The organism is Streptomyces sp. NPDC054796 (assembly GCF_053611545.1).
The window spans coordinates 57,368-82,781 of sequence record NZ_JBSHAO010000035.1 but is presented as its reverse complement, the minus strand read 5'-3'; the positions used below and the strand labels follow the sequence as shown (position 1 = coordinate 82,781).

At 73.5% G+C, this 25,414-nt stretch carries 21 protein-coding genes and 1 pseudogene; 9 read left to right on the top strand and 13 right to left on the bottom strand.

Annotated elements, in window-relative coordinates; translation table 11 throughout:
• Positions 1–43: 43 nt before the first annotated feature.
• The 5 genes from ACWGJ2_RS26325 to ACWGJ2_RS26305 form a co-directional block, all read right to left on the bottom strand.
• Positions 44–1,339, bottom strand: coding sequence for an NAD(P)/FAD-dependent oxidoreductase (locus ACWGJ2_RS26325; protein ID WP_453348703.1), 1,296 nt, complete (start codon positions 1,337–1,339; stop codon positions 44–46).
• Positions 1,336–1,530, bottom strand: coding sequence for a ferredoxin (locus ACWGJ2_RS26320; protein WP_453348702.1), 195 nt, complete (start codon positions 1,528–1,530; stop codon positions 1,336–1,338). The genes ACWGJ2_RS26325 and ACWGJ2_RS26320 overlap by 4 nt, the downstream gene beginning before the upstream one ends.
• 65 nt (positions 1,531–1,595) lie before the next feature.
• Complete coding sequence (locus tag ACWGJ2_RS26315; RefSeq protein WP_453348701.1) at positions 1,596–2,828, bottom strand: cytochrome P450; 1,233 nt, start codon at positions 2,826–2,828, stop codon at positions 1,596–1,598.
• 207 nt (positions 2,829–3,035) lie between these two features.
• Positions 3,036–3,818 carry a TetR/AcrR family transcriptional regulator gene (locus tag ACWGJ2_RS26310; RefSeq protein WP_453348700.1) on the bottom strand — a complete coding sequence of 261 codons (783 nt, stop codon included), beginning with the start codon at positions 3,816–3,818 and terminating at the stop codon, positions 3,036–3,038.
• A 12-nt stretch (positions 3,819–3,830) separates the two neighbouring features.
• On the bottom strand, positions 3,831–4,709 hold the full coding sequence (locus ACWGJ2_RS26305) for an alpha/beta fold hydrolase (RefSeq protein ID WP_453348699.1): 879 nt from the start codon (positions 4,707–4,709) through the stop codon (positions 3,831–3,833).
• Positions 4,710–4,855: 146 nt separating this feature from the next.
• On the opposite strand from ACWGJ2_RS26305, the gene ACWGJ2_RS26300 reads away from it, so the two are divergent.
• From ACWGJ2_RS26300 to ACWGJ2_RS26290, 3 genes are all read left to right on the top strand, one after another.
• Positions 4,856–5,266, top strand: a complete 411-nt coding sequence (locus tag ACWGJ2_RS26300; RefSeq protein ID WP_453348698.1) for a VOC family protein — start codon at positions 4,856–4,858, stop codon at positions 5,264–5,266.
• A gap of 89 nt (positions 5,267–5,355) precedes the next feature.
• The gene (locus ACWGJ2_RS26295; protein ID WP_453348697.1) at positions 5,356–5,877 is read left to right on the top strand and encodes a helix-turn-helix transcriptional regulator; all 522 of its coding nucleotides are present in this window, start codon (positions 5,356–5,358) and stop codon (positions 5,875–5,877) included.
• The gene (locus tag ACWGJ2_RS26290) at positions 5,877–6,551 is read left to right on the top strand and encodes a glyoxalase (protein ID WP_453348696.1); all 675 of its coding nucleotides are present in this window, start codon (positions 5,877–5,879) and stop codon (positions 6,549–6,551) included. Before ACWGJ2_RS26295 ends, ACWGJ2_RS26290 begins: the two co-directional genes overlap by 1 nt.
• A gap of 182 nt (positions 6,552–6,733) precedes the next feature.
• Here the strand turns inward: ACWGJ2_RS26290 and ACWGJ2_RS26285 are convergent, their stop codons facing one another.
• The 3 genes from ACWGJ2_RS26285 to ACWGJ2_RS26275 all read right to left on the bottom strand — a co-directional run bounded on the left by ACWGJ2_RS26285 (position 6,734) and on the right by ACWGJ2_RS26275 (position 8,930).
• Positions 6,734–7,738: a ribonuclease Z gene (locus ACWGJ2_RS26285; protein WP_453348695.1), complete on the bottom strand. Its 1,005-nt coding sequence runs from the start codon at positions 7,736–7,738 to the stop codon at positions 6,734–6,736.
• A 16-nt stretch (positions 7,739–7,754) separates the two neighbouring features.
• A complete protein-coding gene (locus ACWGJ2_RS26280; RefSeq protein WP_453348694.1) occupies positions 7,755–8,132 on the bottom strand; it encodes a histidine triad nucleotide-binding protein in 378 nt (125 codons plus the stop codon).
• 96 nt (positions 8,133–8,228) lie between these two features.
• Positions 8,229–8,930, bottom strand: coding sequence for a hypothetical protein (locus ACWGJ2_RS26275; RefSeq protein WP_453348693.1), 702 nt, complete (start codon positions 8,928–8,930; stop codon positions 8,229–8,231).
• 342 nt (positions 8,931–9,272) lie between these two features.
• Between ACWGJ2_RS26275 and ACWGJ2_RS26270 the strand changes: the two genes are divergently transcribed.
• Complete coding sequence (locus ACWGJ2_RS26270; protein WP_453348692.1) at positions 9,273–11,177, top strand: glycosyltransferase family 39 protein; 1,905 nt, start codon at positions 9,273–9,275, stop codon at positions 11,175–11,177.
• A gap of 57 nt (positions 11,178–11,234) precedes the next feature.
• Here the strand turns inward: ACWGJ2_RS26270 and ACWGJ2_RS26265 are convergent, their stop codons facing one another.
• The 4 genes from ACWGJ2_RS26265 to hrcA form a co-directional block, all read right to left on the bottom strand.
• Complete coding sequence (locus ACWGJ2_RS26265; protein WP_453348691.1) at positions 11,235–11,990, bottom strand: 16S rRNA (uracil(1498)-N(3))-methyltransferase; 756 nt, start codon at positions 11,988–11,990, stop codon at positions 11,235–11,237.
• On the bottom strand, positions 11,987–13,087 hold the full coding sequence (locus ACWGJ2_RS26260) for a nitronate monooxygenase (protein WP_453348690.1): 1,101 nt from the start codon (positions 13,085–13,087) through the stop codon (positions 11,987–11,989). Before ACWGJ2_RS26260 ends, ACWGJ2_RS26265 begins: the two co-directional genes overlap by 4 nt.
• 237 nt (positions 13,088–13,324) lie before the next feature.
• Entirely contained in the window at positions 13,325–14,458 is a 1,134-nt protein-coding gene (gene dnaJ, locus ACWGJ2_RS26255) for a molecular chaperone DnaJ (RefSeq protein ID WP_453348689.1), read from the bottom strand.
• The gene (gene hrcA / locus ACWGJ2_RS26250) at positions 14,459–15,475 is read right to left on the bottom strand and encodes a heat-inducible transcriptional repressor HrcA (protein ID WP_453348688.1); all 1,017 of its coding nucleotides are present in this window, start codon (positions 15,473–15,475) and stop codon (positions 14,459–14,461) included. It lies immediately after the preceding gene.
• A 224-nt stretch (positions 15,476–15,699) separates the two neighbouring features.
• On the opposite strand from hrcA, the gene ACWGJ2_RS26245 reads away from it, so the two are divergent.
• The 3 genes from ACWGJ2_RS26245 (at position 15,700) to hemW (ending at position 18,796) form a co-directional block, all read left to right on the top strand.
• Positions 15,700–16,500 carry an MBL fold metallo-hydrolase gene (locus tag ACWGJ2_RS26245; RefSeq protein ID WP_453348687.1) on the top strand — a complete coding sequence of 267 codons (801 nt, stop codon included), beginning with the start codon at positions 15,700–15,702 and terminating at the stop codon, positions 16,498–16,500.
• A gap of 49 nt (positions 16,501–16,549) precedes the next feature.
• On the top strand, positions 16,550–17,452 hold the full coding sequence (locus ACWGJ2_RS26240; RefSeq protein WP_453348686.1) for a DUF3097 domain-containing protein: 903 nt from the start codon (positions 16,550–16,552) through the stop codon (positions 17,450–17,452).
• A gap of 105 nt (positions 17,453–17,557) precedes the next feature.
• Positions 17,558–18,796, top strand: coding sequence for a radical SAM family heme chaperone HemW (gene hemW / locus ACWGJ2_RS26235; RefSeq protein ID WP_453348685.1), 1,239 nt, complete (start codon positions 17,558–17,560; stop codon positions 18,794–18,796).
• A gap of 1,186 nt (positions 18,797–19,982) precedes the next feature.
• Here hemW and ACWGJ2_RS26230 read toward each other — a convergent pair.
• Positions 19,983–21,995: a SpoIIE family protein phosphatase gene (locus ACWGJ2_RS26230; protein WP_453348712.1), complete on the bottom strand. Its 2,013-nt coding sequence runs from the start codon at positions 21,993–21,995 to the stop codon at positions 19,983–19,985.
• Between the two features lie 704 nt (positions 21,996–22,699).
• Here ACWGJ2_RS26230 and ACWGJ2_RS26225 point away from each other — a divergent pair.
• Positions 22,700–24,715 (top strand): annotated as a pseudogene (locus tag ACWGJ2_RS26225) (hybrid sensor histidine kinase/response regulator); the annotation flags it as partial.
• Positions 24,712–25,383, top strand: a complete 672-nt coding sequence (locus tag ACWGJ2_RS26220) for a response regulator (protein WP_453348684.1) — start codon at positions 24,712–24,714, stop codon at positions 25,381–25,383. The pseudogene ACWGJ2_RS26225 and the gene ACWGJ2_RS26220, both read left to right, overlap by 4 nt.
• Positions 25,384–25,414: the final 31 nt, after the last annotated feature.

Sequence of the window (25,414 nt, the reverse complement as noted above, 5' to 3'; positions counted from 1 at the left end):
TGTGCGGGCGGCCAACCCCCGTCCGCACACCGGGCCCGGGGGCTCAAGCCGCTGCGCCCGCCACGCTCTCCCGCAGCCGTGCCAGCGCCTCGTCCCAGGGCGCCGGGGTGGCGACCAGCGCGCGCAGTCCGCGCACCTGGCGGGGCGGCAGCCCGACGGCGAGGACGCCGGTGGCCAGCCCGGCGCGCCCGTAGAGCGCGGCGGCCCGGTGCGGGTCCTCGGCGAGGTGGAGCAGTTCGACGTGGTCCGTCGCGTCGAGGTCCCCGTACGCCTGGAGCTTCAGTTCGTACTGATCGGACCAGAAGTACGGCACCGGCGCGAACGTCCGCCGCTCCCCGAAGCGTTCGCCGTCCAGCTCGGCCAGCAGGTTGCGAGCCGCGAGCAGGCCCTGCTCGGTGGCGTTCATCCGGTGCTCGACGCGCAGGCCGCGCTCCAGCACGGGATGGTGCCAGCGGGCGACGTCACCGGCCGCGTAGATGCCGGGGGCGGCGGCGCAGTACGCGTCGCAGCCGAGCCCGTCGGTGAGGTCGAGCCCGTCCGCCGTGCCGTCCGGGCCCGCGAGCCACTCGACGGCCGGGTCCGAGCCGATGGCCACGAGCACGGTGTCGGCGGGCACATGCGTGCCGTCAGCGAGGCGTACGCCCGTCGCCCTGCCTGCCCCGTCGGCCTCGACCCCGGCCACGCGCCGCCCGGTGAGCAGCTCGACGCCATTGGAACGGTGCACCCGCGCGAGGAGTTCGCCGACCCCGGCGCCCAGCGGACGCACCATGGGCGCATCGCCCGGGCCGACGAGGGTGACCTCGTGGCCCAGCTTCCGCGCCACGGCCGCCGCCTCGGCGCCGAGCACGCCCATGCCCACGACGACGAGCCGACGCCCCGGCGTGGCCAGGCGCTCGCGCAGACGGAGCGCGTCATCGAGGGTGCGCAGTTCGTGGACGCCCGCCACGCCCTCCGTGCCGGGCAGCGTGCGTGCGCGCACGCCCGTCGCCACGATGACGCCCGCGCAGTCCAGCACCGTGCCGTCGTCCAGGGTGACGCGGCGCGTCGCCGGGTCGAGCCCGGTGGCGCGTGTACCACGGCGCAGGTCCAGGTCAAGGGCGTCCAACTGCTCGGTGCCGCGCAGCGTGGTGCGCTCGGGCTCCCAGTCCCCGGAGAGGAGCTGCTTGGACAGCGGCGGCCTGTCGTACGGGAGGTGCTCCTCCTCGCCGACGAGCGTCAGCGCGCCGTCCCAGCCCGCGCGGCGCAGCGCCTCGACGGCCGCGAGCCCGGCCGCCGAGGCGCCGACGACCGCGATGCGCGCAGGGGGCGGGGCGGGAGACGGGACGGGACCGGAGGTCACTCGTGCACCTGTATCGCGGCGGCGGGGCAGATGGTCGCGGCCTCGTGGACGGCCGCGTGCTGCTCGGCTGGCGGGTTCGCGTCCAGCAGCTCGACGATGCCGTCCTCGTCACGCTGGTCGAAGACCTCGGGCGCGACGAGCACGCACTGACCTGCGGCGCAGCATTTGTCGACGTCGAGGGTGATCTGCATCAGGGGGCTCCTTGCGGGTCGTTCGGGGAGTGGTGCGGGGGTGGGTGGTGCGGGGGTGCGGGGTGTCACCAGGTGACGGGCAGCTCGTGGCAGCCGTAGATGGCCATGTCCGTGCGGAACGGCACCTCGTCCACCGGGCCCGCCGGGCGCATCCCGGGGAAGCGGCGCAGCAGCGTGCCGATGACGACCTGGAGTTCGGCGCGGGCGAGTGCCTGTCCGAGGCACTGGTGGATGCCGTAGCCGAAGGCCACGTGGTGCTGCGAGTTGGGGCGGCACACGTCGAGCCGGTCGGGCTCGGGGAAGGTCGCCTCGTCGCGGTTGGCCGCCGGCACGGCGACGATGACGCCCTCGCCCGCGCGGATGAGGTGCCCGTCGATCTCGACGTCCTCGGTCGCGGCGCGGCGCGGCCCGTTGCGGATGATGCTGTGGAAGCGCAGCAGCTCCTCGACGGCGCCGCGGATGAGCGAGGGGTCCTCGCGCAACTGGTCCGCGGTCTCATGGTCGAGCATGAGGGAGAGGGCGCTGAGGCCGATCATGTTGGCCGTCGTCTCGTGCCCGGCGATCAGCAGCAGCGCGGCGAAGGCGACGACGTCCTCGCGGGTCAGCTCGCCCTGCGCGTACTGCTCGGTCAGCAGCCTGCTGAGGATGTCCTCGCCGGGCTCGGCCTCCTTGGCCGCCACCAGGCCGTTGAGGTAGACGAGCAGTTCCTTGCGGGCCGTCGCGCGCTCCTCCTCGGGCAGCTCGCGCGAGAGCAACTGGCCTGTCAGGTGCTGGAACTTCTCGTGGTCGTCGTACGGCACGCCCAGCAGCAGGCTGATCGCCAGCGAGGGCAGCGGCAGGGCCAGCGCCTGGACGAGGTCGACGGGGTGCTCGGCGCGGTCGGTCTGCTCCATCGCGTCGCACAGCTCGTCGGTGATCTTCTGGAGCGTGGGGCGCAGTGCCTCGACGCGCTTGACCATGAAGTCACGCGTGACCATGCGGCGCAGCCGGGTGTGGTCCGGCGGGTCCATGCGGATGAAGCCGCGGGCCGCGCCGTCGACGGGGGCGCCACCCGTCATGCCGCTGAGGGGGTAGCCGGGGCGCGTGGTGTCCGAGCTGAAGCGCTGGTCGCCGAGGATCGCGCGGACGTCCGCGTAGCGCGTGGCCAGCCAGGCCCAGGTGCCGTCCGGCAGCGAGACCTTGGACAGCGGCTCCTCGACGCGGAGCCGGTCAAGACCGGCGGGCGGGTCGAACGGGCAGCCTGGCGGGGGCTCCGTGGGGAGGGGTGCGTGGGTGGGTGCGGGTGCGGTGGGGGTCATGCCGCGCTCCTTGCGTACCGAAGATGAGGTAACAGGCGTTAGCTTACGCATGTATCCCTACCCCGTGAAATCCGGGGCGCGCCGCGTCAAGGGCACGCCAAGCAGCGCCCAGAAAAAGGGAAAGGGGAGGTCGGAGCAGGGTTCGGGCGGGGTTCGGACAAGGGCGGACCGAGCCCGGAAAGTGAGCGGTGAGGCGGGAGGCGGGGCTCACCGCTCCAGCAGCAGCCCCAGCAGCTCGTCGACGAAGTTCTCCAGCCGCTTCGGGTCCTTGCGCCGCGGCATGACCTGCCACAGCGTGACCCGTCCGTGCACACCCGACCACAGCACGTACGGTGCCTCGGCGCGCGTGCCCCGCACCCGCCAGCCCGCAGCCTCGCAGCGCTTCAGTGCCTCGTCCCAGCCGCCGACGACCACGCGCGCGGGGTGCGCGGTCAGCCGCTCGTTCTCGACGGGCGTCTGCCACGTCTCGTACATCAGGCGGTACTTGGCGGGGTGCGTCACCGCGTAATGGCAGTACGCGCGCAACTGCGCGCGCAGCCGCTCCACCGGCTCGTCCTGGGACGCGGCGGCGTCGGCCTCGCCCATGGCCTCGCCGAGGCGGTCGAAGTTCTGGGCGAGGGTGGCCCACACCAGCTCGGTCTTGTCGGTGAAGTGGCGGTAGATGCTGGGCGCGGCGATGCCGACCTCGCGGGCCACGGCGCGCAGCGACAGCGCGTCCTCGCTGCCGACCTGCTCCAGCAGCCGTTCGGTGGCCTGAAGGATCTCCTCGCGCAGCCGCTCGCCCTGGCCCCTGGGGTTACGGGGCCGCCCGCTCGCGGGACCGCGCGCAGCCTTCGCGGCCCTCCCGGCCGCCCCGGCCGTCCGGGCCTTCGCACCGCGTGTGCCGCCCGCGCCGCCTGTGCCCTGGGCCTCCTTGCCGCCCTCGACGGACTTCGCGGCCTTCGCGGCTCTGGCGCCGCCCGCGCTCTTCGTGCCCGTACGCTCGGTCACCTCGTCACCTCCTCACCGGCCACCCACAGTAACCGGAGCCGCGCCCAGGAACTCCGCCACCGCCTCGGCGAACCCGTCCGGGTCGTCGTCGTGGATCCAGTGCCCCGCTGCGGGGAACTCCACGAGCCGCGTGTCCGGCCTGTGTCCGGTCATCTCGCGGGCCAGCGGCGCGGGCAGCATCGTGCTGTGCCCGCCGCGCAGCACGAGCGCGGGGCAGCGGGAGCCGAGCCACTCCGGCCACCAGTCGCCGACGCCGCTCTCCTGCACCGCCATCATGTCGTCCCAGTCGAAGAGCAGCCGCCAGCCCCCGCCATCGGGTCCGGCCCCGCCCTCGGGCTCGGCGCTCTGGAGGAAGTACGAGACGTCCGGCACCCCGGCGGCGACGATGGCCGCGCCCAGTTCCTCCCGCGTCGGGGCCGTACGGGGCCAGCCGCGCACGTCGAGCGTCGGGCGGTCCACCTCGGGCCGCCGCATCACGGGGCCGACGTCCTCGACGAGCAGCGCCGACACCAGCTCCGGGTGCCGGGCCGCCAGTTGGTACGCCGTGATACCGCCGCGCGAGTGCCCGAGCACCGGCAGCGGGCCGAGCCCGAGGTGCCGGACGAAGGCGGCGGCGTCCTCGACGAACGCGTCGGCGCCGTAGTCGTCGGCGCGGTCGGTGTGGCCGTGGCCCCGCTGGTCGGGCGCGATGACCCGGACGCGCCCCGCCAGCCGCTCCGCGATCCCCGCGAACGCGGCCCCGCGCCCGAACGTCCCGTGCAGCGCGAGCAGCGGGACGCCGCCGCCTCCGTGATCGGCGTACGCGACCGTACGGCCGCCGACCCGCGTCAGGCACTGGCGGGGACGCGCGCGCTGGACAGGGTCAGGGACGGAAGCGGGGACGGGAGACATGGGCACAGACCGTACACAGCCGCGCCGCGATCCGGAGTGCGACCCGGATACGCATCAAAGAGGCAAGGGCCGCTCGCGTCCGAGCGTGGCCGGATCGATCAGGAATCGAGAAGTACGGGACGTGGGCCCGTTTTATCCTGCTCGTCATGGACATCACCATTCACACGAGTTCCCTGCCGCACGACGACCCGGACGCGTCGCTCGCCTTCTACCGCGACGTCCTCGGCTTCGAGGTCCGCAGCGACGTCGGCCAGGGCAGGATGCGCTGGATCACGGTCGGCCCGGCCGGCCAGCCTGACACGTCCCTCCTTCTGGCGCCGCTGGCCGCCGACCCGGGGATCACCGAGGACGAGCGCCGCACCATCACCGAGATGATGGCCAAGGGCACCTACGGCTGGATCCTGCTGGCCACCCCGGACCTCGACGCCACCTTCGAAAAGGCGCAGGCCGGTGACACCGAGGTTGTCCAGGAGCCGACCGAGCAGCCGTACGGCATCCGTGACTGTGCCTTCCGCGACCCCGCAGGCAACCTGGTCCGCATCCAGGAGCTTCGCTGAGCCGTACGGCATCGGTGTGGCCGGTCCGCACAATCGAGGCGCTCACAGGCGTCGTCGGGAAGCAGAAAGAATGAAGGGGGAGTCCGCCCATGTGTCAGCCCGAGTGGCGGCGTGCACGCGTCGAGGCGCAGCGCCTGTCCGATCTCGCGCGGCTGCGCCGCGTCCGCGACCGGATCGACAGGGAGTACGCGCGACCGCTGGACGTGGAGGCGCTCGCCCGCGGGGTGAACATGTCCGCCGGTCACCTCAGCCGACAGTTCCGGGCCGCCTACGGCGAGTCGCCGTACGCGTACCTGATGACGCGTCGCATCGAGCGGGCGACGGCGCTGCTGCGGCGTGGCGACCTCAGCGTCACCGAGATCTGTTTCGCGGTCGGCTGCGCGTCGTTGGGCACGTTCACCACCCGCTTCACCGAGCTGGTCGGCATGCCGCCCGGGGTCTTCCGGCGCCGCGCGGCGGATGCGGCGGCCGACCCCGCCGGTGCCGCGAGCACGGCCGGTGACACGGGACGCGCGGTCACAGTGGAGGGTATGCCCGCGTGTGTGGCGAAGCAGGTGACAAGACCGGTCAGGAATCGAGAAGCCCCGGCCGCCGGGCAGCCCCTAGCGTGATGGTCATGGCAACCACCGCATCCACCGCATCTCTCGCATCCGTCACCCTGGAGGTGGCCGACCCCGAGGCCGCCCGCCGCTTCTGCACCGCCTTCGGAGTGGACACGCACATTCACCTGCGGGCGTCCGAGGAGCGCTCCACCGGATTCCGCGGCTTCACCCTGGCGCTCACGGTGTCCGGGCCGGCCACCGTCGACAGCTTCCTCGGCGCCGCCGTGGACGCCGGCGCCACGGTGCTCAAGCCCGCAGCGAAGTCGCTGTGGGGCTACGGCGGCGTCGTCCAGTCGCCGGACGGGACGATCTGGAAGGTCGCGACCTCGGCGAAGAAGGACACCGGCCCGGCCACCGGCGAGATCGACGAGGTCGTCCTCCTGCTCGGTGTCGAGGACGTGAAGGCCAGCAAGCAGTTCTACGTCGGCCGGGGCCTGACCGTGGCCAGGAGCTTCGGCGGCAAGTACGCCGAGTTCGCCTCCGGCGATGCCAGCCGCGTCAAGCTGGCGCTTTACAAGCGCCACGGCCTGGCCAAGGATCTCGGCGTCCCCGCTGACGGCACCGGCTCGCACCGCATCGTCCTCGGCAGCACCACCGGCCCCTTCACCGACCCGGACGGATTCGCCTGGGAGGCCGCCACGTCGCTCGCTCCCGCGCCGTCCACGACCTCCGCACAGTCCTGACCTCCAGAGACGGCAAGGTCATCTGCCGCTTCCGGAACGCGCGGCAGTTCAAGTGGATACGCCTCGGGGCCCGAAGAACGCGCGGCGGCCGTGTCGAATCCGTCGAGCGGTTTCCCCGGCGTCACGGGTCGCGACGGGTCGCCATGAGCCGCTGCGCGGGCGGCCCGCGACGCCCCGCCCCGTCAGCCCCCGCGACGCTTCGGCACCGGCACCCGGAGCAGGTCCTCCGCCACCGTCAGCTCGCCCTCGAAACCGGCGGCCCGCGCCTCGCGTGCGAAGGCCGAGGGGTCGCTGTAGCGCTGTGAGAAGTGGGTGAGCACGAGGCTGCGCACCCCGGACTCGGCCGCCACGCGCCCCGCCTGACCCGACGTCAAGTGGCCGTACTCGCGGGCCAGTTCCGCGTCCTCGTCCAGGAACGTCGACTCGATGACCAGCATGTCGCAGCCCTCGGCCAGCGCGTACACGCCGTCGCACAGCCGGGTGTCCATCACGAAGGCGAAGCGCTGGCCCCTGCGCGGCTCGCTGACGTCTTCCAGGCGCACGCCCCGCAGCTCGCCCTCCCTCTGGAGGCGGCCGACGTCGGGGCCCGCGATGCCGTGCGCGGCAAGGCGCTCGGGCAGCATGCGCCGGGAGTCGGGCTCGACGAGACCGTAGCCGTACGCCTGGACGGGGTGCGACAGCTTCTCGGCGTACAGCGTGAACGGCACCCGCGCGGCACCCGTCCCGTCGCCGTCACCCGCCGCACCGGAATCCCGGCCGGGGCGGCCGGAGCGGCCCTGGGCGGCGTCCGCGTCCGCCTCCGGGGAGGCCAGCACGCCGGGGCCGGTGACCGGCGCCTCGCGCAGCGCCACCGTCTCGCGGTAGGCCGTCGCGTAGCGCAGCCGCTCGAAGAAGCGGGCGCCGCTCGCGGGGAAGTGCGCCGTCACCGGGTGCGGCACCCGGTCCAGGTTGATGCGCTGGATGACGCCCGCGAGACCCAGCGAGTGGTCTCCGTGGAAGTGCGTCACACAGATCCGGGTCAGGTCGTGCGCGGCGACACCGGCGCGCACCATCTGGCGCTGCGTGCCCTCGCCCGGGTCGAAGAGGATGCCCTGGCCGTCCCAGAGCAGGGCGTAGCCGTTGTGGTTGCGGTGCCGGGTCGGGACCTGGCTGGCGGTGCCGAGGACGACCAACTCTCTCAAGGACAAGGGGAGTTACCGTTCCCTACCCGGGAGGCCATTCGAGACCGCGCCCGCCGAGCACATGGGCGTGCGTGTGGAAGACGGTCTGGCCCGCGCCTGCGCCGGTGTTGAACACGACGCGGTAGCCGGTGCCGGGGCCGCCGTCGGCCGCCGCGATCTTCTCCTCCTCGGCCACGCGCCCCGCCTCGCGCAGCACGTCGGCCGCGAGCTGCGGCGCGCCCGTCGCCAGGGACGCGGCGTCGGGGTAGTGCGCCTTGGGGATCACCAGGACGTGCGTCGGCGCCTGGGGGTTGATGTCCCGGAAGGCGACCGTCGTGTCCGTCTCCCGGACGACGGTCGCGGGGACGTCACCCGCGACGATCTTGCAGAACAGGCAGTCGGCCTGAGGTTCTCCAGCCATGCACGGGATGCTACCGGGACACCCGCGCGCGAGGGCGGACGGCGGGGCCCCGGGTTGGACGGGCGCCCACCCGGGCGCCTCGGCCGCCCCCGCGCCTCAGCGCCCCGTACCCGCGTCCCGCTGGCCGGGCGTCTCGCACTCGCAGGGCGGCGGCGGATCGGGCGAGGGGTCGGACGGCGGCGGGTCGGGGGAAGCCGTCACCGTGACCGTGACCGGCGGGGTCTCCGGCGGGGCCGTCGGCGAGGTGGTGCCGGTGGGGGTCACCGTCTCGGTCACCGTCGGCTCCGGTGACTCCGTCCCCGGTGGCTCCGTCTCCTCCGGCGGCTCCGAACCGCTCTGCGAGGACGAGGCGGAGGCGGACGGCGCCGCGCAGTTGCCCAGCACCTCGGCGCGGAAGACGGTGCGCTTGCCGACCTTCGCCGTCAGATCGCCCCGTACGCACCGGCCGTCGTGCTCCTCCGTCACCTTGCCCCTGACGGTGATCTCCGCGCCGCTCTTGGTCTCCCCCTGGCAGTCCACCTTCGCGACCTGCCGCCGCGCCTTCCCGCTCCCACTCCCGTTCGCACTTGACGACGCGGAAGCGGAAGCGGAGCCGCCACGCTGCCCGACGGTCGCGGTACAGCTCATCCACTGGACGTCGACACCGGCGCTCTCCAGTGACCGGGTACCCGCCTGGTCGGTGGTGAGGGCGACGGCGGCGGAGTTCAGGCCGCCCGCGACCGGTTCGCAGGCGACCACCCCGCCGACCAGTACCCCCACGGCACCCACGGCACCGGCCACCCGCAGCGGCCCGCGCACCGACCGAGATGATCCACTCGTCCGCTTACGCCGTAATGCCCCCATACACGCACCTTCCCACCACGCCGCCCCCGCGCACAGCCCCGTTCCCGCCTCGGTACGGCAACGCCTCGGCCACGTCCCGGAACCGAGGCGGTCGGTGCCGCGCGGGTGTACGCGAACGCGCGCGGACGCGTCGCCTCCCGTACGCCCCATGACTACGTACGGGTGATTCGCCCGCCGCACAGAACCGCACCCCGTGGCAGGGCGCGAGGATCGGGCCGTGCCTTCCTGCCTCTCTCTCGTCCGGCCACCGCGCCCCGCGTCGTCGCTGTCCGCCGCCCTCCGGAAGGGGTCCTCGCTGTGACCGCCCTCGTCACGCCGACGGCGTCACCGCACGGCCCCGACCCCGAGCCCGGCCCCACCGACCCCACCGACCCCGCTCCCCCGCCGCCGCAGCCAGGCCCGGCGGCCCCCGTACCGCCCCCGCCCGTACGGCCCTGGCGCCGCTCGCGCGCCGACGTACTGCTGTGCTGCGCGCTGCTCGCGGCCGTGCTGCTCGCGCAGGGCTGGAACGTCACGCACTACCCCCTCGTCTCCGAGCGCGAGGCCGCCCTGCTCGCCGACGCCTGGGCCGTCCAGCACGGCGAAGGGCTCGCGCTCGCCACCTACCACTGGGACCAGCCGCCGCTCGCACCGCTCCAACTCGCCCTCCTCACCTGGCTTCCCGCGCTCCTCTCGCCCGAGTCGCTGACCGTGGCGCCGGTGCGGGCCGTCGCGCTGGCGGCGAGCGCCATGAGCGTGGTGCTGCTGTACGTGCTGGCGCGCCGCCTGCGGCTGCCCCGGTGGGCTGCGGGTGCGGCGGTGGCGCTGTACGGGCTCTCACCGCTGTCCGTCGTCACACTGCGGGCCGTCTCCTCCGACGGCCTCGCACTGCCCTGGCTCCTGTGCGCCTTCGTCCTCGCCGTGCCCCCGCACCCACAACGCCGCACTGCCTGGCGCCCGTTCGCGGCCGGGCTGGCCGCCGCCGTCGCGGTGCTCACCGAGGAGACGGCGTTCGTGGCGCTGCCCGCGCTGCTCCTGACGCTCTGGACGCACAGCCCGCACACCCCGCACACCCCGCACACCCCGCACAGCCCGCACGAGACGACGCGCGGCGCACGCGGACGGTCCGCACTCGCCGCCGCCTGCGGCTTCCTGCTCCCCCTGCTGGCCTGGGTACTCCTCGCCTTCCTGCGCGGCGGACTGCTGCCGCCTCCGGGCGCGTCCCGGCCCGGTGCCTCGCTGCTCGGGGCGCTCCGCGAACGGCTGGCCGACGCCGGTTCCGGCTCCGTGTTCACGCCAGGATCCGCCGCGCGCCGCATGATCGAGGGCTGGCTCTCCTGCGACCTGGTGCTGCCCGTCGCGGGGCTGCTGGCCGCGCTGCTGCTGGTCGAGGGCGCGCGCTGGTCCCGTACGGCGAGGGCGTCGGCCGGGCCCGCGCTCGCCGTCCTCCTGCCCACCGCCTTCGCGGCGCTGTGCCCCTCCGGCACGGGCGGCCACCCCGACGTCTCGACGTACGCCGTGCAGGCGCTGCCGTTCCTCGCCCTCTCCCTGGCCGCGCTCGCCGCCGCGCTCACGTCCCGCGTCCTGCACGGCCGACGCGACGCACGGGACGGCGAGCACTCCGTACAGGACGACGAGCACGCCGTGCCGGACGACGAACTCCGTACGGAGCACCTGCTCCTGACCGTCTGCCGCTGGACGCTGGTGTGGCTCCTGGCCGCCGCCGCACTGCTCGGGACCGTGCCACGCTGGTACGAGGGGGACCGCGCGGTCCTCACAGCGGAGGCCAACGCCCCGCAGCGGCAGGCCCTTTCCTGGCTGCGCGCCTCCGTCGCACGCCCCGAATCGGACCGCGTGCTCAGCGACGGCACGCTCTGGCTCGGCCTCGTGCACAGCGGGTTCCGGCCGCGCACGGGCGCCGTCTGGTCCCGTACGGCCGCGCACGACCCCGCCGTCGCCGCCGCGCTCCCGCGCGGCTGGCGCGATCTGGACTACGTCGTCTCGACGCCGCTGCTGCGCCGCGAGGCGCCCCGCCTCCCGATGACGCGCCGTGCCCTCGCGCACTCCGAGCGGCTGGCCTCGTTCGGCGAGGGCGCGGCCAGGGTCGAGGTCCGCTGGGTACCGGCGGGCTCCCAGGGACAGGGCACGCGGACGGCGCCCGGCATCAGCTCCAGCACCCGCTACGGGCCAACAGCAGAACCCCGGCAGCCCTGCCCGCAATAAAGACGCACCGAGCACCGGCAGGCACACAGACACAAGGCACGCGGACGGCGCCCGGCATCAGCTCCAGCGCCCGGTACGGGCCAGCAGCAGAGCAGCGGCAGCCGTGCCCGCGGTAGAGGTGCGCAGCACGGTCGGGCCGAGTCGGCAGGGCTGCGCGCCCGCCTCGGCGAACGCGGTCAGTTCCTCGGGCGAGACCCCGCCCTCGGGCCCGACGACGAGGACGATGCCCCCGTCCCCCGCGCCGCCCCCGTCGCCCGGAAGCGCGGCCGTGGCCAGCGGCGCGCTGCCCTCCTCGTGCAGCACCGCGCCCAGCGCCGCGCCGGAGAGCAGCGCGCCGACCTGCTTGGTGGTGGCCAGGTCCGCGACCTCGGGGAAGCGCAGCCTTCGCGCCTGCTTGCCCGCCTCGCGCGCCGTGGCACGCCACTTGGCGAGCGACTTGAGCCCGCGCTCGCCCTTCCACTGCGTCACGCAGCGCGCCGCCGCCCACGGGACGATCACGTCCACGCCGGTCTCGGTCATGGTCTCGACGGCCAGTTCGCCTCGGTCGCCCTTGGGCAGCGCCTGAACGACGGTGATGCGGGGACGGGGTTCGGGCTCGGTCCGTACCTCAGTGACCGTCACCGTCAGCCGGTCCTTGCCCTCGGCCCCGGCCACGGTGCCGTAGGCGCCGGTGCCCGCGCCGTCCGTCAGGACGATCTCCTCGCCCGCGCGCAGCCGCCGTACGGAGACGGCGTGCCGCCCCTCGGGCCCCTCCAGCACCACCGTGCCGACGGCCAGCCCGGCCGTGTCGGCGAGGAAGACCGGGGCGCTCAAGCGGGGCCGCCCGCTCCGCCGCGTACCGCCATGCCCTCGCGGGCCACGGACAGCTCGGCCGCCAGGACCTCCACGAGCTGCGCCGCCGGCAGCGCGCGCGCCAGCCGGTGGCCCTGGCCCGCCCACAGCGCCATGCCCTGCGGGTCGCCCGCCTTGGCCGCCGCCTTGCGCAGGCCAGCCGTCAGGTAGTGGATCTGCGGGTAGGCGGCGGGCGCGTACGGGCCGTGCTCGCGGATGAAGCGGTTCACCAGGCCGCGCGCCGGGCGTCCCGAGAAGGCGCGGGTCAGCTCCGTACGGACGAAGAGGGGGTTGGTCATCGCCTGCTTGTGGACCTCGCTGGCGCCCGACTCGGGGCAGACGACGAACGCCGTGCCCAGTTGCGCCGCGCTCGCGCCCGCCGCCAGCACGGCCGCGATCTGGCCGCCGCGCATCAGCCCGCCCGCGGCGATGATCGGCACCTGCACGGCCTCCTTGACCTGCGTCACGAGCGACAGCAGCCCGATGCCCGAGCTGGCGCCGTCGATCTGCGGGTCGTCGCGGTGCGTGCCCTGGTGGCCGCCCGCCTCGACGCCCTGGACGATCACCGCGTCGATGCCCGACCACTGCGCCGTCTCGGCCTCGGCGGCCGAGGTGACGGTGGCGACGGTGAAGGTGCCCACCTTCGCGAAGCGCTCCAGCACGCTGCGCGTGGGGCAGCCGAAGTGGAAGGAGACGACGGGGACGGGGTCGTCGAAGAGGATGGCGAGCTTGCCCTCGTACGCGTCGTCGCTGCCCCGGTCCGTGTCGCCGAGCGCGGTCTCGTACCAGGCCGCCTCACCCGCGAGCTGGTCCCGGTACACCTCGATGGCGGCGGGATCGCTGGTCGGGGGCTGGGGCATGAAGAGGTTCACGTTGAAGGCGCGGTCGGTGAGCCGCCGGACCTGTTTGATCTCCTCGTACATGGCCTCCGGCGTCTTGTAGCCCGCCGCGAGGGAGCCCAGGCCGCCCGCCTCGCTGACGGCGGCGGCCAGCTCGGGCCCTGAGACGCCGCCCGCCATGGGGGCCTGCACGATCGGGTGTTCGGTCAGCTCGGACAACGTGGTCACAGCGGAGGGCATGGCTACATCCTGTCACGCGCCGTGTGTCATCTGTCGGGCAAGGTGCCCGTTGCGGAGGGCCCCCGGGACACCAGCGCGGACGTGCGTGTCCGCGCTGGTGACAGGGCCGGACCGGCTCCTTCGAGGGTGCCAGGGGGCGTCTTAGGAGGTGTCGCTCTCCCGCGCGCCCTCACCCGCCGCGGCGGCCCCTCACGGGCCCGCCGCAGGTGCGGCCGCGGGTGCGGCCGCGGGTGCGCCTCACCGGCCGTTGAACGCGTCCTTCAGCCGCGAGAACAGGCCCTGCTGACCCGGCTGGAACGTGCCCGTGGGCCGCTCCTCGCCGCGCAGCTTCGCGAGCCTGCGCATCAGCTCCTCCTGCTCGGGCTCCATCTTCGTCGGGGTGGTCACCTCGACGTGGACGATGAGCTGGCCACGGCCGCCGCCCCGCAGATGCGTGATGCCGCGGTCGTGCAGCGGGATCGACTGGCCGGACTGCGTGCCCGGCCGGATGTCGACCTCTTCCATCCCGTCGAGCGTCTCCAGCGGCACCTTCGTGCCGAGCGCCGCGGCCGTCATCGGAATGGTGACCGTGCAGTGCAGATCGTCGCCCCGGCGCTGGAAGACGGGGTGCGCGTTCTCGTGGATCTCGACGTAGAGATCGCCAGCGGGACCGCCGCCGGGGCCGACCTCGCCCTCGCCGGCGAGCTGGATGCGGGTGCCGTTGTCGACACCCGCGGGGATCTTGACGGTGAGGCTGCGCCGCGAGCGGATGCGGCCGTCACCGGCGCACTCGGGGCACGGGGTGGGGACGACGGTGCCGAAGCCCTGGCACTGCGGGCAGGGGCGCGAGGTCATGACCTGGCCCAGGAAGGAGCGCGTGACCTGGGAGACCTCACCACGGCCCCGGCACATGTCACACGTCTGCGCCGAGGTGCCGGGCGCCGCGCCCTCGCCGCTGCACGTGGTGCAGACGACGGCGGTGTCGACCTGGATCTCCTTGGTGGTCCCGAAGGCCGCCTCGTCCAGATCGATGTCCAGCCGGATCATGGCGTCCTGGCCCCGCCGCGTGCGGGACCGGGGCCCGCGCTGCGACGCGGTGCCGAAGAACGCGTCCATGATGTCCGAGAAGTTCCCGAAGCCCGCGCCGAAGCCGCCGGGCCCGCCGCCCGCGGCACCCGAGGCGGGGTCGCCGCCGAGGTCGTAGACCTGCTTCTTCTGCGGGTCCGACAGCACCTCGTAAGCGGTGTTGATCTCCTTGAACCGCTCCTGGGTCTTCGGGTCCGGATTGACGTCCGGATGCAGCTCGCGGGCCAGGCGGCGGAAAGCCTTCTTGATCTCGTCCTGCGAGGCGTCGCGCTGCACGCCGAGGACCGCGTAGTAGTCCGTCGCCACTTACGACTCCGCGAGGATCTGTCCGACGTAACGTGCCACTGCGCGTACCGCTCCCATCGTTCCGGGGTAGTCCATGCGGGTCGGTCCGACCACGCCGAGCTTGGCGACTGCTTCGTCGCCCGAACCGTAGCCGACCGATACGACCGATGTGGAACTCAGGCCCTCGTGGGCATTCTCATGCCCGATTCGTACCGTCATGCCCGGGTCCTTGGCCTCCCCGAGCAGCTTGAGCAGCACGACCTGCTCCTCCAGGGCCTCCAGCACCGGCCGGATGGTCAGGGGGAAGTCGTGCCCGAAGCGGGTGAGGTTCGAGGTGCCGCCGATCATCAGCCGCTCCTCGGTCTCCTCCACCAGGGTCTCCAGGAGCGTCGCCAGGACCGCCGAGATCGAGCCGCGGTCGTCCGCGTCGAACGCCTCGGGCAGGTCCTGCACGAGGGACGGGACCTCCGTGAACCGCTCGCCCACGACCCGGCTGTTGAGCCGGGCCCGCAGATCGGCCAGGGTGGCCTCTCCGATGGGCCCAGGAGTATCGATCATGCGCTGCTCGACGCGGCCCGTGTCCGTGATGAGCACGAGCATCAGCCGCGCGGGCGCCAGCGAGAGCAGTTCCACGTGCCGCACCGTCGAGCGCGTCAGCGAGGGGTACTGCACCACGGCGACCTGCCGGGTGAGCTGCGCGAGCAGCCGCACCGTGCGGCCCACCACATCGTCCAGATCGACGGCGCCGTCCAGGAAGTTCTGGATGGCCCGGCGCTCCGGCGAGGACAGCGGCTTCACCCCGGCCAGCTTGTCGACGAAGAGGCGGTACCCCTTGTCCGTCGGGATGCGCCCGGCGCTGGTGTGCGGCTGGGCGATGTACCCCTCGTCCTCCAGCGCCGCCATGTCGTTACGCACGGTGGCCGGGGACACCCGCAGGTTGTGCCGCTCCGTGAGCGCCTTGGAACCCACGGGCTCCTCGGTGCCCACGTAGTCCTGGACGATGGCGCGCAGCACTTCGAGTCTGCGTTCACTGAGCATCGCGCACACCTCCCGCCCGGCCGTAGGTCCGGATTCTCTGCCGCTTCCTGGCATTCCCTGGCACTCTCACCGGATGAGTGCCAGCTTTCCCCGGGCCAGTGTACGGCCGGTCACCATGGCCGGGGCAAGGGTGGCCGGACCTGACGGTATCGCGGCCCTTCCGCCGCACCCGTGAGGCAGCCGCCGGCCGGGCGCCGGGAGAGGGCTGCCGTTAGCGTCGTCGTATGACGGGCCATTGGGAAGAGGGAGCGGACGACGGACCTGCGGCGGACACGGGCGCCAGCCCGGGCTGGGAGCGGCTGGCGCCCGGCGTCGTACGGCGCAGGCTTCCCGGCTGGGACGCCACCGTGGGCGCCGTGGCGAGCGACGAGGGCGTACTCGTCGTCGACACCGGATCGTCCCTGCGCGAGGGGGCACGCATCCGCTCCGAGCTGCGGGAACTGTTCGGCCTCCCCGTGACGCACATCGCCCTCACCCACCCCCACTTCGACCATGTGCTGGGCACGGCCGCGTTCGCCGGTGTGCAGGTCTACGGCGCCGTCGGCGTGGACGAGCTGCTGGCGCGTCCGCGAGCGCGCGAGGCGCTGCGCGACGACGCCGTCGCGCACGGTCTCGCCCCGGACGCTGCGACCGAGGCGGTGGACGTCCTCGTGCGCCCGCACCACCCCGTCTCCGGCGAACTCACCCTCACCTTCGGGAACCGGCAGGTGCTGCTCGCGAACGTCGGGCCCGGGCACACGGGGCACGATCTGGCGGTGCTGGTACCGGGCGCCGGGGGTTCGGCGGGCGGCGCTGCGGGCGGGGAGGCCCGCGAGGTCGTCTTCTGCGGCGACCTGGTGGAGGAGTCGGGCGAGCCCCAGGCCGGGCGCGACGCCCACCCGGGCCACTGGCCGCAGGCGCTGGACCGGCTGCTGGCGCTGGGCGGCGAGGACGCGCGCTACGTGCCGGGGCACGGCGCCGTCGTCGGCGCCGACTTCGTGCGCGCCCAACGCGAGCGGCTGGCACAGCGGTTCGCGGACGGCTGAGCGGCACGCCGGTTCGCGGACGGCTGAAGAGGCCGTGAAGAATGAGCGCATGCGCAGCGGTCCGAGCAAGCGATACAGCCCCGATCTGACGCCGCCGTGGAAGCAGCGGCGGCCCGTCCCCGAGGTTCCGGCGGAGCCCGACCTCGTGGTCGAGGAGGTCACCACCGGCTTCTGCGGCGCGGTGATCCGGTGCGAGAAGACGGCGGAGGGCCCGACGGTCACCCTTGAGGACCGCTTCGGCAAGCACCGCGTCTTCCCCATGGAGCCGCGCGGCTTCCTGCTGGAGGGGAAGCCGGTGACGCTGGTACGGCCCACGGCCGCCGCCTCTGCCGCCTCCGCCTCATCCGGCGGCTCCGCTTCCGGGCCCGGGGGCGCCTCCGGGCCGACGGGGCGCAGGCTCACGGCTTCCGGTTCGCTGGCGGTGCCGGGCGCGCGGGCCCGGGTGGCACGCGCGGGACGGATCTATGTGGAGGGACGGCACGACGCGGAGCTGGTCGAGAAGGTGTGGGGCGACGACCTGCGCATCGAGGGCGTCGTCGTGGAGTACCTGGAGGGCGTCGACGACCTCCCCGCGATCGTGGAAGCCTTCGGTCCCTCCCCCGAGGCACGCCTCGGCGTACTGGTCGACCACCTCGTGCCCGGCTCGAAGGAATCCCGCATCGCGGAGCGGGTCACGGGCGAGGACGTGCTGGTCGTGGGCCACCCGTACATCGACATCTGGGAGGCGGTGAAGCCCGCCTCCGTGGGCATCGAAGCGTGGCCCCGGGTGCCGAAGGGGCAGGACTGGAAGACCGGCGTGTGCCGCGCACTGGGCTGGCCGGAGAACACGGGTGCCGCCTGGCGGCGCATCCTGGGCAGCGTCCGCAGCTACCGCGATCTGGAACCCGATCTGCTGGGGCGCGTCGAGCACCTCATCGACCATGTGACGGTGGGCGGGCCCGCCTCCGCTTGACGGGCGCGGAGCCCGACGCGGGCTCCGCGCAGGTCACGGGCGGGTTCCGCTTCGCCGTGCGGCACAGGCGCGGCTTACGGTCCGCGCGTACCGGACAATGGACGTATGCCCTCCGCACTGCCCGATGGCGAGCCCATGCCCGAGGACGGCTCGCTGCCCGCGAGCGCCCTCGCCGCCGAGCCCGCCGCCCCCCTCGGCTTCTACCTCCACGTCCCGTACTGCGCCACCCGCTGCGGCTACTGCGACTTCAACACCTACACCGCCAGTGAGCTGCGCGGATCCGGCGGCGCGCTCGCCTCGCGAGACAACTACGCCACGCACGTCGCCGAGGAGGTCCGCCTCGCGCGCAAGGTCCTCGGCGACGACCCCCGGCAGGTGGACACGGTCTTCGTCGGCGGCGGCACGCCCACCCTGCTGCCGCCCGAGGACCTCGGGCTGATGCTGTCGGCGATCCGCGACGAGTTCGGCCTCGCGCCGGACGCGGAGATCACCACCGAGGCCAACCCGGAGTCCGTCACCCCCGGCTCCCTGGAGCGGCTGCGCGAGGCGGGCTTCAACCGCGTCTCCTTCGGCATGCAGAGCGCCCGGCAGCACGTGCTGCGCGTCCTGGACCGGGCGCACACCCCGGGGCGGCCCGAGGAAGCCGTCGCCGAGGCACGCGCCGCCGGATTCCGGCACATCAACCTCGACCTGATCTACGGCACCCCCGGCGAGTCCGACGACGACTGGCGTGCCTCCCTCCACGCCGCCCTGGAGGCCAGGCCCGACCACGTGTCCGCCTACGCCCTCATCGTCGAGGAGGGCACCCAGCTCGCCCGCCGCATCCGTCGCGGCGAGGTCCCCATGACGGACGACGACGTGCACGCCGACCGCTACCTCATCGCCGACGAGATCCTCTCCTCCGCCGGGCTCACCTGGTACGAGGTCTCCAACTGGGCGACGGACGGCGACGCGTCGGCGCGCTGTCGGCACAACGAGCTGTACTGGACCGGTGCCGACTGGTGGGGGGCCGGGCCAGGGGCGCACAGTCATGTGGGCGGGGTGCGGTGGTGGAACGTCAAGCATCCCGGGGCGTATGCGCAGGCGCTGACCGAAGGGCGCTCGCCCGGCGCGGGCCGGGAACTCCTGTCCGCGGAGGACCGGCGCGTGGAACGCATCCTGCTGGAACTCCGCCTCTCCGAGGGCTGCCCCCTCTCCCTCCTCGCGCCCGAGGGCGCCCGCGCGGCGGACCGCGCCCTGTCGGACGGCCTGCTGCAACGTGGCCCCTACGAGAAGGGCCGCGCGGTCCTGACCCTGCGCGGCCGCCTCCTGGCCGACGCGGTGGTCCGCGACCTGGTCGACTGACGGCCCCTTCGCGGGGCTGCGGAAGGAAACGGGGGGTTGCCGCTTCACGGGGGTGTTGCGCGGGACGGTCGGCCGGTGTGGTGCGCACTGTAGGGTCCCGCGCTGATTTTTGTGCCGCGTCACGGGGGCGGCGTCGTGTGGCTTGGCGCCGTGTTCGGCTGCCTGGCCGGTGGCTTCGGCGCGGCGTGTGGTTGCGGTGCGATGCGGCTGGCGCCGCGTGATTCCGGGTTTCGGCCGTGGTTGTGGGCGCGTGGGTGCGGGGTGTCCGGTGCCGCGCCGGGGTGTCTCCTCGGCGTGAAGCTTTCGTTTTCGGCTTTCCGCCGTCGTTCGTCTCGACCTGCGGGGACACCCCACCGCGTCCCCGTCCCGCCGGTGGCCCACCTCCACTCCGGGTCGGCCGGGGCCCACCCCCCTTCGCAGGGTGCGCCTCCTCGCCGTGCAGGGGCACGAAAACCAGCGCGGGACCTACGGTCCCCACTTCACGGGCCGACCGTCCCGCGCAACTCCCCCTGTCGGGGGTGCGCAGCCCGGTGCCCCCTGGGGGTCTTTGCGCGACTGCGGGCCGGTGGCACAGGTTGTGCCCACCCTCGCCCAGCGGGACGATTGCCCACAACAAGGGTGGTGAGCCGCCGCCGTCAGCTATCCCGACAGGGGCGGAGCCCCTCCGGTACGGCACCGGTCCACAGCATGGCAACAAGCGGAGGGGACACCGGCCGATAGTTGGCCACCGGGTGGGAGGGGACGTGGTGGGGTGTCCCCGCAGGTCGAGCAAGTCACCGGCGAGAAGCCGAACGCGAGACCTTCACGCCGAGGAGACACCCCAGCGCGGCGCCGACCCCCACCACTCAGGCACCCCATAACCACGGTCGCAACCCAGAATCACGCGGCGCCAGCCGCGTACTACCGGTCCATACGCCGCGCCGAAGCCACCGGCCCGCACCCGGCCCCGTACCGCAGGGCGACGGCGCCAAATGTTGTGGGCAATCGTCCCGCTGGCGAGGGGGCACCTCCCAGCGGTAGCTGGGGGAGGGTGGGCACAACCCGTGCCACCGGCCCCCAACACGCGAACGAACCCCCAAGGGGCACCAGCCAAGGCGCACCCCTACAAGAACCGGGCACCCCGTGTGGCCATCACCCCGCACCCCGTGAAGGGGCACACCAGCGTGACGCGGCAACCCACCGTTTCCTATCCCTGTCGCGCCCGCAGGACCATCAGGGCCAGGTCGTCCGTGGGGGCGTCGGCGGCGAAGCCGTGGACCGCGCGGCGGAGGAGTTCGGCCGTGGTCGCCGCGTCGCGGGCGCCGTGCTTCGAGAGCGTCGAGGCAAGGCCCCCTTCGTCGTCGAACTGGCGCTGCCCTGAGCGGCGTTCGGTCACCCCGTCCGTCACGCACAGCAGCGTCTCGCCCGGCAGCAGCGTGAAGGTCTGGCTGTCGTAGGAGACCTCGTCCACGACACCGAGCAGCAACTGCGGCAGCGCAGCCGCGTGCACCTCCCCCGAGACCTCGCGCACCAGCGGCAGCGGATGCCCCGCGCACACGACGGTGCACTCGACCCCGCCCCCGCCCTCCGGTCCGAGAGACCTCAGCTCTCCGTAGATCAGGGAGAGGAAGCGCGCCTGTTCGCCCACTTCGCGGTTCAGCCTGTCCAGAACCTCCGGCACCCCGTACCCCTCACGCGCGAGCAACCGCAGCACGGGCCGGGCCAGCCCCGTGACGACGGCGGCCTCGGGGCCGTTGCCGCACACGTCGCCCAGGGCGAAGCGCCAGCGGCCCTCCTCGACCTCGAAGAAGTCGTAGAAGTCGCCCCCGGCCCAGGAGCCCTCGCCCGCCGGTTCGTAGACGACGGCGGTCTCGATGCCGGGGATCACGACCTCGCCGCTCGGCAGCAGACCGCGCTGGAGCACCTTGCTGATGGTGGCCTGCCGCGTGTAGCGGCGGGCGGCGAGCACCGCGAGGGCCACGCGCCGGGAGAAGTCCTCGACGATGCCTATGACCTCTTCGGAGATCCGCAGCAGCCCCGCGCGCCCGATGGCCAGCGTGCCCACGGCCCGGCCGCCCACGATGAGGCGGCAGGCGACGGCCGCGCCGCCGGGTCCGTAGGCGGATGCCTCACCGGGCCAGGGCCAGGGCACCGCCTGACCCGGCAGGACCTGTCTGGAGGAGTCCGGCGGGTTCTTCTCCAGTTCAGTGCGCAGTTCCTCGATCCGGTTCTCCTGGGAGTGCCAGACGCGGGCCAGCCGGGGCGGAGCCATCGCGTCCGCGCCCTCCAGCCATACGGCGCACCAGTCGGCGAACCGCGGCACGAGCAACTGCCCCGACAGCGAGGCGACCTTGTCCTCGTCCGTCTGGCCCGCGAGGAAGTCGGACGCCTCGGCGAGGAAGGAGAGGGCGCTGTGGCTGACGAGCACGGGTTCGGCTCCGGTGACCGTCGCGGCGCCGGTGGCGGCCTCTGATCCGGCGGAGGCCGCCGTGGAGGGGGCGAGCATGCCGGTGAGGCTGAGGCCCGACCAGTTGCCGTAGCGGTCGAGGACGGCCCGGCCGTTGCCCATGTCGTCCGCGCGCGGCCCCTGGCCGGTCACGGCGAGCTTGAACCACACGGTCTTGCGGTCGCGCCGGTAGGTGACGCCCCACTCCTCGGCGAGGGCCGCGACGAGCCGCAGGCCGTGGCCGTAGACGCTCACGTCCGTGCCGTCGTCCGTCACGGCGGCGGCACGGCCTGCCCCGCCCCCGCCGCCCGTGCCGTCCCCACCGGAACCCGCACCGTTCCCACCGGAACTCGTGCCGTTCCCGCCGTCCGCGCCGGTGCGCACACCCGCGCGCTCCCCCTTCCCCTCCGTGCGCGCCGTGTCCGGTACGCCGCCCGGCGCGTCGTCCGGCAGGTCCCCGCCCCGCGTCTCCACGGCGCGGGTGGGGTGCCGGTCCGAGACCTCACCCACGAAGCTGCCGCCCTCCTGGCGGCACTCCAGACCGACGGCCGTGCCCGCGTGCACGACCGCGTTCGTCACCAACTCGCTGACCAGCAGTACCGCGTCGTCCGCCACCGCTCCGCCGAGTCCCCACTCGGCCAGTGCGGCGCGCACGAACGTCCGGCCCGCCGAAGCCGCGAGCGCGTTGCCGGGCAGCTCGGTCCGCGCCGCCGGTACCTGCCGCGTCTCGCCGCCGGTCACCTCGGTCGCCACCCCCCGCTGCGTCGGCATCATCGTCCCCACGTGCAGCTCCCCAAGAGTTCTGTCATTGCGCCCAGCGCAGTACCGCAAGGGTGACAGACTGGGCTCGCTCATACGCACCGAGTTACGGAAGTGGTGGGCCCCGCATGTCCACAGACGCAGCCGCTGCACCGGAGGGAACCGGTGTGTGCGCGGCGGAACTCCTCCCCGTCCTCGGCGTCCTGCGCGCGCTGCGCGACGGGGACTTCCGCGCCCGGGTCCACCCCGACGACGCCTTCCGCCTGGGCATACACGCGGAGCTGGCCGAGACCGTCAACCAGATCGCCTCCCGTCAGGAGCACCACTCCCTGGAGCTGGAGCGGGTCCGCGAGGGCCTGCTGCGCCACGGGCGGATCGACGAGCGGCTGAAGGCCAGCCCCGGACAGGGGGCGTGGACCGATTCGGTGCACGCCGTCAACGCGCTCCTCGACGCGCTGCTCATCACGCGTGCCGACGCCACCCGCGTCCTCGCCGCCGTCGCCGACGGCGACCTCTCCCAGCGCGTCCAGCTCTACGACGGCCGCCGCCCCCTGCGCGGCGAACTGCGCCGCCTCGGCCGCACGGTGAACCGTATGACGGACCAGCTCTCGCTCTTCACCAGCGAGGTCACCCGCGCCGCCATGGAGGACGACAGCGAGGGCGGGCGCAGACAGGGCGGCAAGCACCACGGCCAGCACACCACCCTGCGCGGCCTCTCGGGGAGCTGGCGCGACGCGGCCGAGGCCGTCAACCAGATCGTGTCCGATCTGCGCGAGACGACCCAGGCCAAGGAGTGGCTGGAGTCGAACATCACGCGGCTCGCGGCGCTGATGCAGGGCCGCCGCGATGTGCGGGACGTCGCCGAGCTGATCATGCGGGAGCTGCCGCCCCTGGTCGACGCGCAGTTCGGCGCCCTCTTCCTCGCCGAGAGCCCGGAGGCGGAGATCCCGCCGGATCCGGCGCGCCTGTCCTATGTCGCGGGGTACGGCAACGCGACGTACGAGCCCGGCTCCCGGCCACGGGCCGGTACGCCCAGCCACGGGCTGATCTCCCAGGTGGCCGAGCAGAAGCGGCGGGTGCTGCTGACGGAGGTGCCGCCCGGGTATCTGCCGATCACCTCGGGGCTGGGCGCGTCCTCGCCCGCCTGCGTCGTGATCCTGCCCGTGCTGTACCAGGACCGTCTCCTGGGCGTCGTCGAGCTGGCCTCGTTCAGCGCGTTCAGCGACATCCACCTGGCGTTCTTCGACCAGTTCGCGCACACGATGGGCGTCGCGCTGAACACGATCAGGGCCAACACCGAGCTGTCCGAGAAGGCGGCGCTGCTGGCCGCCTCCTCGCAGTACAAGACGCAGTTCCTGGCGAACATGTCGCACGAGCTGCGCACGCCGCTCAACTCCCTGCTCGTCCTCGCCCAACTGCTCTCGGACAACGAGGCGGGCAATCTCTCCCCCGAGGAGGTGCGCTTCGCGGAGACCATCCACCGTTCGGGCACCGATCTGCTCCAGTTGATCAACGACGTGCTGGACCTGTCGAAGATCGAGGCGGGCCGGATGGACGTGCGTCCGCAGCGGGTGCCGCTGATGGCGCTGCTCAACTACGTCCACGACACCTTCCGCCCGCTCGCCCTCGACCGCGGCCTCGCCTTCGCCGTCTCCGTCGCCGAGAACGCGCCGTCCGAGCTGCACGCCGACGAACGCCGCATCCAGCAGATCCTGCGCAATCTGCTCTCCAACGCCTTCAAGTTCACCGCCGAGGGCCGCGTCGATCTGCACGTCGCGCCCTGCGAGGAGAACGGCGGGGAGCTGATCGCCTTCACCGTCTCCGACTCCGGGATCGGCATCCCGCCCGACCGCCTGTCGCGCATCTTCGAGGCATTCCAGCAGGGCGACGGCTCCACCCACCGCACCTACGGCGGCACCGGGCTCGGCCTCTCCATCAGCCGGGAGATCGCCGAGCTGCTGTCGGGCCGCATCGAGGTGGAGAGCGTCGCGGGCGAGGGCAGCTCCTTCACCCTCTACCTGCCGACGCGCGCCCCCGCGCAGAGCGCCACGGACGGCATACGGGGCGAGGAACCGCACGAGCGGCAGCCGTCGCGCGCCAGCACGGCGTGGGAGCCCCGCGAGTTCCGGGACCTGCGCGAGTCCCGGGTGCCGGGGCTGCCGGCGGACCTCGACGAGCGGCTGGACTCGCACCGCCCCGGACCGGCCACGAGCAGCCCCCCTGGCGAGGGCGTCCACGACGCGGACGCGCCGGGCGAGTCCGTGGGGGCCGGCGGGGACGCGGACTCGGACTCCGTGCGCAGCCTCGCCGTCTGGCAGCAGGGCCGCGCGGCCGAGGTGCTGCCGGGTGTGCGCGTCCTGGTCGTCGACGACGACATCCGCAACGTCTTCGCGCTGAGCCATGTCCTGGGCCGCGTCGGCATGTCCGTGCGCTATGCGGAGAACGGGCTGGAGGGCGTGGCCGGACTGGAGCGGGATCCGGATGTGGACCTGGTGCTGATGGACATCATGATGCCGGAGCTGGACGGCTACGAGACCATCCGCACCCTGCGCGCCGACGTCCGCTTCGCCCAGTTGCCCATCATCGCGCTCACGGCGCAGGCCATGCCGGGCGACAGCGAGCAGTCGCTGTCGGCGGGCGCGTCGGCCTACGTGCCCAAGCCCGTCGACACCGACCGGCTGCTGAGCACCGTGCTCGATCTTCTCGATCCACAACCCTCTACGAGGCAGCGATGACGCCCGACTCTATGGAGTACACGCACACCACCGACGAGGCGGCCATCCTCCTCGTCGACGACATGGAGGACAATCTCGTCGCGCTGGAGGCCGTCCTGGGCGCGCTCGACGTGCCGCTGGTGCGGGCGACCTCCGGCGAGGAGGCGATGAAGTCGCTGCTGCGCCAGGAGTTCGCGCTGATCCTGCTCGACGTGCTGATGCCCGGCATGGACGGCTTCGAGACGGCGGCGCACATCAAGCGGCTCGACCAGACCAAGGACGTGCCGATCATCTTCCTGACCGGCGCCGAGTCCGCCACCGACGCGGGCTACGCCTTCCGCGGCTACGCGACGGGCGCAGCGGACTTCCTCACCAAGCCCTTCGACCCGTGGGTGCTGCGCACCAAGGTCTCGGTCTTCCTGGAACTGCACCGCAAGAACCGGCAGTTGCGCCGCCTCCTGGAGGGCGAGCGGGACCGGCTCGGCGAGTTCGCGCTGCGGCTGGAGGCGGTCGAGCGGCAGCTCACCGAGCACAAGCGGCCCACGGCGCACCGGAGCGGCGACGAAGGGCCAGGGTCCGCCGACGGGGGCGACGAGGCCGGGGCGGGGCCCGGGGAGCTGGCCCGGGACGTGGCGCGGATGGCCGACGCGCTGCGCGAACTACAGCGCGACGTGGGCGCCGCACACTGACCTTCCCACGGGCCATCCGCGGGCAGGGCCG